This window comes from Mycolicibacterium confluentis (genome assembly GCF_010729895.1).
Classification (GTDB): domain Bacteria; phylum Actinomycetota; class Actinomycetes; order Mycobacteriales; family Mycobacteriaceae; genus Mycobacterium; species Mycobacterium confluentis.
Genome location: NZ_AP022612.1, coordinates 968094 through 981288, shown reverse-complemented (window position 1 = coordinate 981288; position 13195 = coordinate 968094). Strand labels below are relative to the sequence as shown.

At 68.5% G+C, this 13195-nt stretch carries 7 protein-coding genes and 1 pseudogene; 3 read left to right on the top strand and 5 right to left on the bottom strand.

Going from position 1 to position 13195, the window contains the following annotated elements; all coding sequences use genetic code 11:
• Positions 1-178: 178 nt before the first annotated feature.
• On the bottom strand, positions 179-1327 hold the full coding sequence (locus G6N34_RS04635) for an acyltransferase family protein (RefSeq protein WP_085156493.1): 1149 nt from the start codon (positions 1325-1327) through the stop codon (positions 179-181).
• Positions 1324-3405: a DEAD/DEAH box helicase gene (locus G6N34_RS04630; RefSeq protein ID WP_235680625.1), complete on the bottom strand. Its 2082-nt coding sequence runs from the start codon at positions 3403-3405 to the stop codon at positions 1324-1326. The genes G6N34_RS04635 and G6N34_RS04630 overlap by 4 nt, the downstream gene beginning before the upstream one ends.
• 71 nt (positions 3406-3476) lie before the next feature.
• Between G6N34_RS04630 and G6N34_RS04625 the strand changes: the two genes are divergently transcribed.
• Both G6N34_RS04625 and G6N34_RS04620 read left to right on the top strand, forming a co-directional pair.
• Complete coding sequence (locus G6N34_RS04625) at positions 3477-4046, top strand: LppP/LprE family lipoprotein (protein WP_085156490.1); 570 nt, start codon at positions 3477-3479, stop codon at positions 4044-4046.
• 30 nt (positions 4047-4076) lie between these two features.
• On the top strand, positions 4077-7532 hold the full coding sequence (locus G6N34_RS04620) for a TM0106 family RecB-like putative nuclease (RefSeq protein ID WP_085156487.1): 3456 nt from the start codon (positions 4077-4079) through the stop codon (positions 7530-7532).
• A 1073-nt stretch (positions 7533-8605) separates the two neighbouring features.
• On the opposite strand, the pseudogene G6N34_RS27890 reads toward G6N34_RS04620, so the two are convergent.
• The 3 genes and pseudogenes from G6N34_RS27890 to G6N34_RS04605 all read right to left on the bottom strand — a co-directional run.
• Positions 8606-9982: pseudogene (locus G6N34_RS27890) on the bottom strand (DHA2 family efflux MFS transporter permease subunit); the annotation flags it as partial.
• 65 nt (positions 9983-10047) lie between these two features.
• Positions 10048-10632, bottom strand: a complete 585-nt coding sequence (locus G6N34_RS04610; protein ID WP_234813100.1) for a PadR family transcriptional regulator — start codon at positions 10630-10632, stop codon at positions 10048-10050.
• Between the two features lie 223 nt (positions 10633-10855).
• A complete protein-coding gene (locus G6N34_RS04605) occupies positions 10856-12085 on the bottom strand; it encodes a multidrug effflux MFS transporter (RefSeq protein WP_234813099.1) in 1230 nt (409 codons plus the stop codon).
• Positions 12086-12231: 146 nt separating this feature from the next.
• Here G6N34_RS04605 and G6N34_RS04600 point away from each other — a divergent pair, with 146 nt between their 5' ends.
• Complete coding sequence (locus G6N34_RS04600; protein WP_085156481.1) at positions 12232-13008, top strand: hypothetical protein; 777 nt, start codon at positions 12232-12234, stop codon at positions 13006-13008.
• Positions 13009-13195: the final 187 nt, after the last annotated feature.

Genomic DNA, 13195 nt, shown 5'->3' with positions numbered 1-13195 from the left:
CTCATTGATTGAGGCGTGGCGTTGTCACTGCTCAGCGCGCACTCCTGTCAGCCCCGGCACAGTGTGGTTGCGGTGGGCGTGGCCCCAAGATTGCACCCAGGGCTGCGGTCCGGGCTTGCGCACGACCCTCCGTGCAATCGCGGCGCCACCGGGCTGAGCCGGCGAGCACTTCCGGTCGTCAGTCGCCGCGGACCCGCGTGAACCGGTGCAGCAGCCAGGCTGCGGGCAGCGTCAGCGCCATCGTGGCGACGAACAGTCCCGCCATCGACCCGGTGTAGACGGGCTTGTGCAGGATCTCGACCATCGCGATCTCCATCAGCACCAGATGCACCAGGAAGATCTCGTAGGAGATCTCGCCCAGCCAGACCATGGGCCGACTCGCGAGGAAGCGGTTGTACCAACCGCGCTGATCCCCCAACCCGGGCGGTGCGATGACCAACACCGCGATCACGCCGTAGAACACCGACTTCATGACCGCCTCCAGAGTCCCGGTGGGCGAGGTCGTCGGCTCACCGGCGATCGGCGTCGAGGCGATCAGGTAGCAGATCACGGCCAGGGGCACGGCGACGAACCCGTAGCACCCGACACCCATCGACTGGAGCACCGCCAGCGCCATGCCGCCCACGAACCACAGCAGATACCCCGGCAGCCACAACCGGGCGCCGTCGGGCAGCCAGTCCACGGTGTGCACGAGCCAGAACCAGGCCGGGGTCATCAGTGCCAGCACCGCCAGACCGCCCAGCAGCAGTCTCGGTCGCCACGCCCGCCGGCACAGCAGCACGAGCAGCAGATAGGCCAGGCCCGGGAGCACGACGTAGAAGGACACCTCCACGGCCAGGCTCCACATCTGCGTAAGCCCTTGGTGCAGATACGAATACACGTAGTTGTCGGTGTACAGCTGGGTCAGGGTGAGGTTGCGGAACAACCCCATCCACGTGTGGCCGGGGTTCGGTCCCGCCGTCCGGAAGTGGTAGATCAGGTAGGCCACCAGCACCGTGACGACATAGGCCGGCATGATGCGCCGCACGCGATGCCACGCGTACCGGCGCACCGACGGCGCCGGGCCGCCCGTGGCCGCCGCGCGCACCCAGGGCCGGAACAGCAGAAAACCCGACAGCGCGAAGAAGATCGGCACGCCGATCTCCATGCGCGAGTAGATCAGGCCCAGGTAGTCCTCGGTGTATCGCCCCGTCGTGTACGCGGCATGAGTGAGGACCACCAGGATTGCGGCGACGGCCCGAACGCCGGTCAGCGAGGCGGTCCGCCTGGTGGGGTGGGAAACGGATTCCAGACCACCCTGCTCACCGCGGTAAAGCGACTGGGTCATTGCTCTTTTCGAGGCTTATACGCCTTCTGATAGGGCTTCTTACCCGACTTCTTGAAGTCACCGTCGCGCTTCTTGAAACCGCCGTCGCGCTTGTTGAACGAGCCGCCGTCACGCGATCCCGTTCCGTCATCCGGCCGCAGATTGATGAGCATGCCCTGGATGCGGGTCTTCTCCAGCGCCTTGAGGGTCTCCCGGGACAACTGCGGGGGAAGCTCGACCAGGGAGTGGTCCATCTTGATGCTGATGTGCCCGAAATCACTGCGGTGCAGGCCGCCCTCGTTGGCGAGCGCTCCCACGATGGCGCCGGGCATCACCTTGTGCCGCTTGCCGACGTCGATGCGGTAGGTCGCGAATCCGCCGTCACGGCGCATGGGCTTGTCCGGTCGCGCCGGCCGGTCCGGACGGTCACGGTCGTCGCGGCGCCGCTTGTCCGGCGGCGGTTCCGACATCAGGAACTCTTCGCCGTTGCGGGTCTGCAGGGCCAGCGCGGCGGCGATGTCGGCCAACGGCACGTTGTTCTCGCGCTCGTAGTCCTCGATGAGCCTGCGGAACAGCTCGAAGCCCGGCGACTCCAGCGCTTTGGTGATGGAGTCACGGAACTTCGCCACGCGCTGGGCGTTGACGTCCTCGACCGTGGGGAGTTCGACCTCGACCAGCTTCGATCGGGTGGCCTTCTCGATGGCCTTGAGCAGGTGCCGTTCGCGCGGCGAGACGAACAGGACCGCGGCCCCGGACCGTCCAGCACGTCCCGTGCGCCCGATCCGGTGCACGTAGGACTCGGTGTCGTGCGGGATGTCGTAGTTCAGCACGTGCGAGATGCGCTCGACGTCGAGTCCGCGCGCCGCGACATCGGTGGCGACCAGGATGTCGAGGTTGCCGTCCTTGAGCGCCTTGATGGTGCGCTCACGCTGATTCTGCGCGATGTCGCCGTTGATGGCCGCGGCGGAGAACCCGCGCGCACGGAGTTTCTCGGCGACCTCCTCGGTGGCCTGCTTGGTCCTGACGAAGACGATCATCGCCTCGAAGTCTTCGACTTCGAGGATGCGGGTCAGGGCGTCCATCTTGCGATGCCCGGAGACCTGGATGTAGCGCTGCGAGATGTTCTCGGCCGTCGCGGTCTTGGCCTTGACGGTGACCTCGACGGGGTCGTGCAGGTACTTGGTGGTGATCTTGCGGATGGCCGACGGCATGGTGGCCGAGAAGAGCGCCACCTGCTTGTACTCGGGGGTGTCGGCCAGGATCCGCTCGACGTCCTCGGCGAAGCCCATCTGCAGCATCTCGTCGGCCTCGTCGAGCACCAGGTAGTCCAGGCCCGACAGGTCAAGGGTGCCGCGTTCGAGGTGGTCGATGACGCGACCTGGGGTGCCCACCACGACCTGCGCACCGCGGCGCAGACCCGACAGCTGGACCGTGTACGACGAGCCTCCGTAGATCGGCAGCACCGTGACCTGCGGCATCCGCGAGCCGTAGCGGCTGAACGCCTCGGCCACCTGCAGCGCCAGCTCGCGGGTGGGTGCGAGCACCAGAGCCTGCGTGCTCTTCTTGGTGACGTCGATCCTGGACAGGATCGGGATGGCGAATGCGGCGGTCTTACCGGTGCCCGTCTGTGCCAACCCGACCACGTCGGAACCCGCCAGCAGAGCTGGGATGGTCGCGGCCTGGATGGCCGACGGCGACTCGTACCCCACCTCGGAGATGGCCTCGAGCACGGCGGGGTGGATCTTCAGGTCGGCGAAGGTGAGCGATTCGGGCGAATCGGCATTGCCGGACGGCGGCGCCGAGGACACCTCTGGAGTGGAGGTGGAGGTGGAGTCCTCGTTGGATACCCCGGGCTGATCCGGGTCGGCGAAGGTGGGCGATTCGGGCGAATCGGCATTGCCGGACGGCGGCGCCGAGGACACCTCTGGAGTGGAGGTGGAGGTGGAGTCCTCGTTGGATACCCCGGGCTGATCCGGGTCGGCGGAGGTGGGCGATTCGGGCGAATCGGCATTGTCGGACGGCGGTGCAGAGGACACCTCGGGAGTGGAGGTGGAGTCCTCGTTGGATACCCCGGGCTGATCCGGGTCGGCGATGGTCATCGGCTCTAAGTCTAAGGCCGCGCGCGGCATGCGCCTGCCAGGTCGGCCGAACCCAGCGGTAGCCTGCCCGTGTGTTCGCTGTACGTCGATCGGCCGTCGCGTCCGCAGCGGGAGCCGCTGCGCTGTGCGCACTCACCGCGTGCGGGTCCGGCGACTCGACCGTCGCCAAGACTCCCGAGCCCTCGGCGCCCGCTCCGGTGAGCACGACGGCGGCCGCGCCGCCTACCCTGACCACCACTCCTGAGCCTGGTCCGGCCGATCCGTGCGCGGTCAATCTCGCGGCACCGGCGATCGCCAAGGCGGTGTCGGAGTTGCCCCGCGACCCCCGCAGTAAGCAGCCGTGGAACACCGAACCCCTCGCGGGCAATTACAACGAGTGCGCTCCGCTGTCGGCGGTGATCGTCGAGGCCAACACCAACGCCGCGAACCCGAGCACTCGGGCGGTGCTGTTCCACCTCGGCAAATACATCCCCACCGGCGTGCCCGACACCTTCGGTTTCAATGCCATCGACACCACCCAGAGCACCGGCGACACCGTCGCACTCAAATACGCGGGCAGCATTGAGGGCCTGGGCGGTGTGGTGAGGTTCCGCTGGAACGGCAACGGCGTCGAGCTGATCGGCAACGCGCCGCCCGGCTGAGATGTCACCCGCCTGACCTACAGTGGGCCTGTGTTCGTCGCCGACGACCCAGCAGGCCCTTCGGTCATCTACAGCGCCTCCGACCTCGCCGCGGCGGCCGGTTGTGAGTACGCGCTGCTGAGTCGCTTCGACGCGAAGCTCGGACGCGGTGAGCCGCGTGAGTCCGTCGAGGACGAGATGCTGGTCCGCACCGCAGAACTCGGCACCGCGCATGAGCAGCGGGTGCTCACCGACCTGATCGCCACGCACGGCAGCGGCGAGCGGGGTGTGGTGCAGATCCCGTCGGCCGCGTACTCGGAGGCCGCGCTGCGCCGCGCGGCGAACGCCACCGCACAGGCCTTCGCGGCCCGCCCCGCAGTCATCTACCAGGCGGCGGTCTTCCATGGCCGGTTCGCGGGCTTCGCCGACTTCCTGATCCGGGACGGCGACGATTCGGATGACGCCGCGGTCTACCGCGTCGTCGACACCAAACTCGCGCGACGTGCCAAGGTCACCGCGCTGCTGCAGATCGCCGGGTACGCGGACGCCCTGGCGGCGGCCGGCATCGCGGTGGCGCCGCGGGCGCAGTTGGTGCTGGGCAACCGCGACGTCGTGGAGTACCCCATCGCCGATCTGATCCCGGTGTTCCGGCGGCAGCGCGACAAGCTGCAGACCCTGCTCGACGAGCACCTGGCCTCCGGCGCGCCGGTGTCGTGGCGGGATCCGTCCGTCGGGGCCTGCATGCGCTGTGAGTTCTGCCTGCCCCACGTGGTGGAGGACGACGACCTGCTCCTGGTCGCCGGCATGCGGGTGACGCAGCGCGCGGCGCTGATCGACGCCGGCATCGACTCGGTGGCGGCGTTGGCCACCTCGACGGCACCCGTCCCCGACCTCGCGGCCTCGACGCTGACAGGCCTGCGCACCCAGGCGCGGCTTCAGGTGGCCCAACGTGAGGCCGGCACACCGCAGTTCGAGATCGCCGATGCCGAGGCGCTGGGAGCGCTGCCGGCCAAGAGTCGCGGCGATCTGTTCTTCGACTTCGAGGGCGACCCGCTGTGGACCGAGGACGGCGTCACCTGGGGGCTGGAGTACATGTGGGGCGTGCTCGACGTCCGGGAGAACTTCCGGCCGCTGTGGGCCGAGGACCGACCGTCGGAACGCAAGGCGTTTCTGGACTTCCTGGCCATGGTGCGCACTCGGCGCGCCCGTTACCCGGACATGCACATCTACCACTACGCGGCCTACGAGCGGTCGACGCTGCTGCGCCTGGCGGCGCGCTACGGCGTCGGCGAGGACGAGGTGGACGATCTTCTGCGGTCCGACGTGCTGGTGGACCTGTTCCCGATCGTGCGCAACAGCCTGCGCGTGGGCGCACCGTCGTATTCGCTCAAGGCGTTGGAACCGCTGTACATGGGCGCCGAACTGCGCACCGGCGAGGTGACCAACGCCGCATCCTCGATCACGCAGTACGCGCACTACCGCACGCTGCTGGACGCGGGCCGTGCCGACGAGGCCGCCGCGGTCCTCAAGGAGATCACCGACTACAACCTCTACGACTGTCGATCCACCCGACGACTGCGGGACTGGCTGCTGCTGCGCGCCTTCGAGTCGGGTGTCACCCACCTGACCCGCTCGGGTGAGGGCGGTGAAACCGTCCCGCCCCTCGACGACGTCGCCGAGGTTCTGCTGGGCTACGCGGGTGACGGGTTCAGCGCCCCACGCACTCCCGAACAGAGCGCCGCGGCGCTGCTCGAATCGGCCCGCGGTTACTACCAGCGGGAGCGAAAGCCATACTGGTGGGCGCACTTTCACCGGCTCAGCCATCCGGTCGACGAGTGGGACGCCTCGGGCGTCTTCCTGATCGAGGAGGCCGAGGTGGTCGAAGACTGGCACCTGCCGCCGCGGGCACGCAAACCGCGGCGCCACGTCCGGCTGAAGGGCGTCCTGGAGGGCGGTCAACTCGACGGCCGCCCGCAGATCCTCTACGACCGGCCCGCACCCGCCGGACTGGACGACGAGCACCCTGACCGGCGCGCGTCCTGGAACGCCGAAGTTCTCGACGTCACCGCCGTCGAAGGCGTCCCGGTTGAGGTGCTCATCTGCGAACTGCAGCCCGAATCCGGCCCGCATGACCACCTGCCGATGGCACTGACGCCGGCCAGGCCGATCCGCACCGGCAAGATCGAGGACTCCATCGCGGCGCTGGCGGCCGAGGCCGCGGAGACGCTCTCGGCGGACCCGCCCGCACTCCCCCGCTGCGCCGTCGTCGACCTGCTGTGCCGGCGGCCACCAACCACCCTGAGCGGGGCGGCTCAACTGCCGCGCCTCGACAGCGACGTCGACTCCATCACGGCCGCGGTCCTCGACCTCGACCGGTCCTACCTCGCTGTGCACGGACCGCCCGGCACCGGCAAGACGTTCACGGCCGCGCGGGTGATCGCCACGCTGGTCAACACGCACCGCTGGAAGATCGGTGTCGTCGCACAGTCGCACGCCGTGGTGGCCCACCTGCTCGACGAGGTGGTCGCGGCCGGGGTCGATGCGAGCCAGGTCGCCAAGAAGGCCGGTCGCGACGGTCTCAATGGACGCTTCACCACCATCTCCGACTCCGGCTACGCCGACTTCCTGGACACCGACATCGGCTGCGTGTTGGGCGGCACCGCATGGGATTTCGCGAACGACAGCCGCGTGCCCACCGGTGCGCTGGACCTGCTGGCCATCGACGAGGCCGGCCAGTTCTCCCTGGGCAACACCATCGCGGTGGCCCGGGCCACCCGCAGCCTTCTGCTTCTCGGCGACCCGCAGCAGTTGGGTCAGGTCTCGACCGGCAGCCATCCCGAACCGGTCGACGAGTCCGCGCTCGGTTGGCTGATGACCGGGCACGACGTGCTGCCCGCCGAATTCGGATACTTCCTGGCACGGTCGCACCGGATGCATCCCGCGGTGTGCCGGGCGGTCTCGGCGCTGTCCTACGAGAATCGCCTGCTGCCGCATCCCAGCGCGGAACGCCGCGGCATCGAGGGCCGCGCCCCGGGTGTGCACACGCTGGTCGTCGAACACCACGGCAACACCACGTCCAGCGTCGAGGAGGCCGCGGCGATCACCGCCGCCATCACCGATCTGCTCGGTGCACCGTGGACCACCGAGACCGGCACCCGGCCACTGGGGGCCACCGACGTCCTGGTCGTCGCGCCGTACAACGCCCAGGTGCTGACGCTGCAGGCCCATCTCGCGGCCGCGGGCCTGGACGAGGTGCTCGTGGGCACCGTCGACAAACTCCAGGGTCGGCAGGCTCCCGCGGTGTTCGTCTCGATGACGGCCTCGGCTCTGGACGATGTGCCCCGCGGAATGCCGTTCCTGCTCAACAGGAATCGGCTCAACGTGGCGATCAGCCGGGCGCAGTGCCTGACGGTGATCGTGCGTTCGCCTGCCCTGACTGACCACCTCCCGACCACCCCGGACGGTCTGGTCGACCTCGGCGCGTTCCTGGCCGTGTCACCCGGGTAGGCACACCGAAGATCTGAGTGCCACCGGGGGTCGAGGTGTGGTTCACCGTCGTGGCACGGCTCTGCCTCGCCCTGATCCTGCGTTAGAACCTCGCCCTGATCCTGCGTTAGAACTCAGTCACCGAATGGTCGCGAATGCCTGCCGCGGCCGGACGAGTCATCGGGATCCTCGCGGTAGTGCCTGCCGCGCCTTCCCGTGTCGCCGTTGGAGTTCGGGGACTCGATACTGAGGTCGTCCGGTGACCTGTGCCTGGACCCACCGCCGGCGCCGTTGCCGCCCACCGGTGGCGGCGGCAGGTACTCGGGCATGTCGAAGGAGAACTCGCCGCGGCGGTCCTCCGGCGGGTTCGGGAACCCCTCGGCGAGGCTGTCGATTCGTTCGGAGAGCTGCTGGAAGCTGGCCGTGAAATGCTCCCGGCGCGGAGGCGGCGGCAGCGGCTGCATCCGATCTTCGCTCTCGACGTGGAAACCGTTGTGCGCGTGGCCTATCGGCTCGGATTCCGCATCGTCGGCGGGATCGTGATCGTCGAGCAGTGAGTGCCACGATTCGACCGGGGCGCTGTGCCACGCGTCCGCAGGCGCGGGTCGCGGATGCTCGACGCGGATCGACAGGGGCGAGGTCTCGGTGTCGTCGCCGGGGATGTCGCCGTAGTCGGCGTACTCCTGATACTCCTCGGCGTCATCGAAGTCGTCGTAGCCCTGATAGTCCTGGTCGTCCTGGCTCGTCTCGGACTCCGCGTACCGTTCGGCCACCTCGTACCGCGCGGTCTCGCGCACGAACTCGGCCATCGGTGGGGGCGCATGGTCGATCGTGAACTCGATGTAGTCGTCGTCGTCCTCGTAATCCTCGAAATCCTCACCGAATTCGGACAGGTCACTGGAGTCGACGGGCAGCGGGCGCTGCGCTCGCCAGAACTTCTCCGACTCGTCGTCGAAGTCGTCGAACGACCGGTCGGCGTACTCGGCGACGATCTCGGCGCGCGACTCGTCGACGACAGCGGGCAGGACCTCGGTGCTCTGGTCGTCGGAACTGGCCTCGGGCCTCGGGGCCGCGGCGCGGACGGACTTCACGGTACCTGCGAGGAACAGCGCGGCCACGACGCCGAACAGTGCGACAAAGGCGGGCAGCAGCATCGACTGCGACAGCGCCGACGAGAACGGCTCACGCAGGAACTGCGGAAGTCCCTGCGTACCTCCGCCGGGCGGACCCCCGGCCTGGCCGCCGGGCATCTCGGCGCCGATGCGAGCCGTCATGAACGCCGCGATGCCCGCACTGCCCAGCACGGACCCGACCTGACGCGTGGTGTTGTAGACCCCCGACCCCGCGCCGGCCAGTTCCGGTGGAAGGTTGCGGGTGGCTGTGGCCGCCAGTGGCGCCCAGATGAAGGCCATGCCGACGCCCATTACGACGAAGGGCACGACTAGACGCCAGATCGGCGTCGTCGGCGTCATCTCCACCGAGAGCCAGGTCAGGGCGACGGTCAGCGAGGAGAAGCCGAAGCCGATCACCGGCGTGGGATGCGCACGGTCGACGATGCGGCCCACCAGTGGGGCCAGCAGCCCGGAACAGATCGCCATCGGTGCCATCAGCAGCGCCGATCGTGTCGGCGACAGGTCGCACACCACCTGGGCGTAGAACATGACCGGCACGATCATCGCCGTCACGGCGAATCCGATGACCGCGACGCCGACATTGGACAGCGTGAAGTTGCGGTCGGCGAAGATGCGCAGCGGGATCAGCGGTTCGTTGCGGTTGACGGCCTGCCAGTACACGAACGCCGCCATCAGGCCCAGACCGGCGACGATCATGGTCCAGATCCAGCCCGACCACCCCTGGCTCTCGCCCTCCTGCAGGCCGAACACCACGAGGAACATCGCGGCCCCGGACAGCACGACGCCCAGCACGTCGAACCGGTGCGGCGTGGTCGGCAACGCCGGAACCAGCCACGCGGCCAGCACCAGACCGGCGATGCCGATCGGGACGTTGACGAAGAAGATCCACTGCCAGCCGAGGTGGTCGACGAGCACGCCACCGGCCAAGGGGCCCACCAGGGTCGCGACGCCCGCGGTGGCACCCCACACGCTCATCGCCACACCACGGCGGGCGGCGGGGAAGATCTTGGTGATCGCCGACAGCGTCTGCGGCGTCAGCAGCGCGGCGCCGACGCCCTGCAGCACGCGGGCCGCGATCAGGGTCTGGACCGACCCGGACAGTCCGCACCACAGCGACGCCCCGGTGAACACGAACAGTCCGATCAGGTACAGGTTCTTCGGGCCGAACTGGTCGCCGAGCCGGCCCGCGACCAGCAGTGGAACCGCATAGGCCAGCAGATACGCGCTGGTGACCCAGATGACCGCGTCGTAGTCGGTCTGCAGTTCGGTCATGATGCTCGGGTTGGCGACGCCGACGATCGTCGAGTCGACCAGGATCATGAAGAACCCGATCATCATCGCCCACAAGGCATTCCACGGGTTGATCTGCGCCGACGCGGTGTCCACGCCAGTGCGCTGTGAGGTCACAGCACCACCTCGTCCGCGCGACTGGCGGCGTCGCGCCAACCGACCCCGCCCGACTCCAGGGTGTCGGCGAAGTCGCGCAACCAGTCAAGCTTGGTCCGGGTGGTCGCGGTCAGATAGTCCAGCACTGTCAGGTACATCGCAGGTGTCGCACCGGACTCGCGCCCCGTGACCATGTCCGCGAGTTCGGCCTCGAGTGCGGCCACCCGACTGCGCACGGCCGCCACCGCGGAGTCGCGATCCAGGTTGTCTAGTTCGGCCAGGCCCGCGACGAACCGCGGAAACTCGTTGACCGGCGTGGCCACCAGATCTCGCACACCGGAGGTCAGCGCGTCGATGCCGGACTGGGTGATCTCGAAGATCGTGCGTTCCGGGCGATTCCCGTCCCGACCGGTGACCGTGGACCGGATCAGGTTCTCCTCGGCCAGGCGGGCCACCACGTGATACAGCGATCCGGGACGCACCTTGACGATGCGGGCGTCACGCCGCGTCGTCAGCGTCTGGAACATCTCATACCCGTGCATGGGTCGTTCACGCAGCAGGGCCAGCACCGACACACCCAACGGAGTGAGCAGATAACTCACGCGGTTGAACCCCCTCGGCCGACCGGCTCCGTCCGCGACGGACTATTCCGTGCGGAGTAATCCGGGCGACGATACGGACTCCCCCACTACCCCACAACCCCACAGAACCGCGGCGAGCGGCCGATGGGTCCGCGCTGAGCGGCCCCTTTCGTACGCCTGATACGGAGTGTCGGTGTACCGACACGGACGCTCGGCGGAAGTTGACCCGGCAGAACCGCGGCGCTCAGGCCGCTTCGGCCGCCAAATCGAGTTCGACCTCGGCAGAGTGCGACGGCCGAACCGCCATCAGCAACACCAACGCGACGGCGGCACTGGCGAGCATCACCACGGCGAGCGCACGTTCGTCGTTGCCGAGCACACCGACCAGCGGCGCCACCACCGCACCGAGCCCGAACTGCGCGGCCCCCAGCAGTGCCGCGGCCGTGCCGGCCGCCTCGTGGTGGCGGGACAGCGCCAGCGCAGGCGCGTTGGGCAGCACGAACCCCATCGCGGCCAGCACCGTCCACGCCGGAATCAGGAAGCCGTACACCCCGCCGACACGCGCGACCGTCAGCACCGTGAACACCAGCGCCGCCACCACGGCGACCATCAGTGCACCCGTGACGATGCGCTGCGGCGAGAACCTGTTGAGCAGCACCACATTGAACTGGGTCGCGCCGATCAGGGCGATTGCGCCCGCGCCGAACACCACCGCGAACATCTGCTGATCCAGGCCGTAGTGCCCCTGCAGGACGAACGCCGCTCCCGCGATGTAGGCGAACAGGCCGGCCATGCTCAACGCGCCGACCAGCACCAGCGTCATGAATCGCAGATCGCGCAGCAGACGCCGATAGGTGGTGGCGATGCTTCGGACGCGCAGTGGTCTGCGGTGCTCGGCGGGCAGCGTCTCAGGCAGCGCGAGGGCCGCCGTCAGCAGCAGCCCCCCGGCCATGACCACCAGGGCGCCGAAGATCCAGTGCCACGACGCCTGCAGCAGCACCACCGCACCCAGCGACGGTGCCAGCACGGGCGCCACCCCCAGCACGAGCATCAGCCGGGACATCACCTTGGCGGCCGCCGAATCGGTGTAGAGGTCTCCGACCACAGCCACGGCGACGACGGCGGCCGCAGCCGCACCCATGCCCTGCAGACCACGCGCGATGCCGAGGACCCCGATGTTCGGGGCGAACAGGCAGATCACCGACGCCACCATGTGCAGGACGATGCCGGCCATCAACGGCCTGCGCCGTCCCAGTGAATCCGACAGCGGCCCGACGACCAGTTGTCCGAGCGCCAGACCGGCCAACGTGCCGGTCAGCGTCAACTGCACCACCGACGAGCCCACACCCAATTCGTCGGCGATGCTCGGCAGGGCGGGCAGGTACATGTCGATGGTGAGCGGGCCCAGCGCGATCAGCGCTCCCAGCACCACGATGATCCGGAGTCGGCTGGGAGCCACCTGCGCTGAAGCCATGAGAGAAATCAGCATGCCCGAGCGCCGGTTTTCTTCCCAATTTCTGGCACCGTGACAGGTGTCACTGCCGGGCACCCGGATCGCCGTGTCGTTCGTTGAGCGTTCGCTAGCCTTGAACCAGGGTCGTATCGCAGAGAGGCAACCTGATGTTCGCCAAGAAGTCGAAGACCGAGCCGGACAACCTTCCCGCCCGGGTGGAGGACGACGACCCCAGCGCTGCGGCACGCGCGCTGTCCCACCTGATCGAGTCCGGCTCTCGACTGCAGGCCCCGGCGATCAGGGCCTACGTGCAGAGGCTGCGCGACAAGTCCCCCGGCGCGACGCCCGACGAGATCGTGACCCGGCTGGAGAAGCACTATCTGGCCGCCGTCATGGGCAGCGGTGCGGCCGTCGGCTCGGCCGCCCTGGTGCCTGGCGTCGGAACGGTCCTGGCACTCTCCCTGGTCGCCGGTGAAACCGCACTGTTCCTCGAGACCACCGCGGTGTTCGTCCTGGCCGTCGCCGAGGTGCACGGCATTCCGGTCGACGATCGGGAGCGGCGCCGCACACTGGTGCTCGGCGCGTTGACGGGTGACGACGCCAAGAACGCCGTCGGACGCCTGCTCGGCCCGGGGCGCACCAACGGCGCGTGGCTCAGCGAGGGTGCGGCGACGGTACCGCTGCCCGCGCTGTCCCAGCTCAATGGGAGGCTGATGAAGTTCTTCGTGAAGAAGTACACCGTCAAGCGTGGCGCGCTGATGTTCGGCAAGGTGCTGCCGGTCGGCGTCGGCGCCCTCATCGGCGGCGTCGGAAACCGGCTGATGGGCAAGACGATCGTCAAGAATGCCCGCGAGGCGTTCGGCCCCGCACCGCAGAAATGGCCGGGCGCACTGCATGTGCTGCCGCCCGTCATTGAAGGTGAGATCGAATCGCAGGCCACGTGACGCCGCGACGGGCGCCGCTCGTCGCATCGCGCGGGCCGTTGGGCGCAGCGCTTGTGACAATTCACGGTATTGCGCTGCTACGTGGTCTGACCCACTGCGCACGCGATAGCCTTTAATGCGGTGGAAACACCCCGGTTGGCATCGGGGTCGCACCCAGTACACGTGGCAGGCACAGCGCCGCGCCTGT

Bases quoted from the DNA above. Each gene is read 5' to 3' on its own strand.
- G6N34_RS04600 (WP_085156481.1), top strand. From the start codon at position 12,232: ATGTTCGCCAAGAAGTCGAAGACCGAGCCGGACAACCTTCCCGCCCGG.
- G6N34_RS04605 (WP_234813099.1), bottom strand. From the start codon at position 12,085: ATGGCTTCAGCGCAGGTGGCTCCCAGCCGACTCCGGATCATCGTGGTG.
- G6N34_RS04635 (WP_085156493.1), bottom strand. From the start codon at position 1,327: ATGACCCAGTCGCTTTACCGCGGTGAGCAGGGTGGTCTGGAATCCGTT.
- G6N34_RS04630 (WP_235680625.1), bottom strand. From the start codon at position 3,405: ATGACCATCGCCGACCCGGATCAGCCCGGGGTATCCAACGAGGACTCC.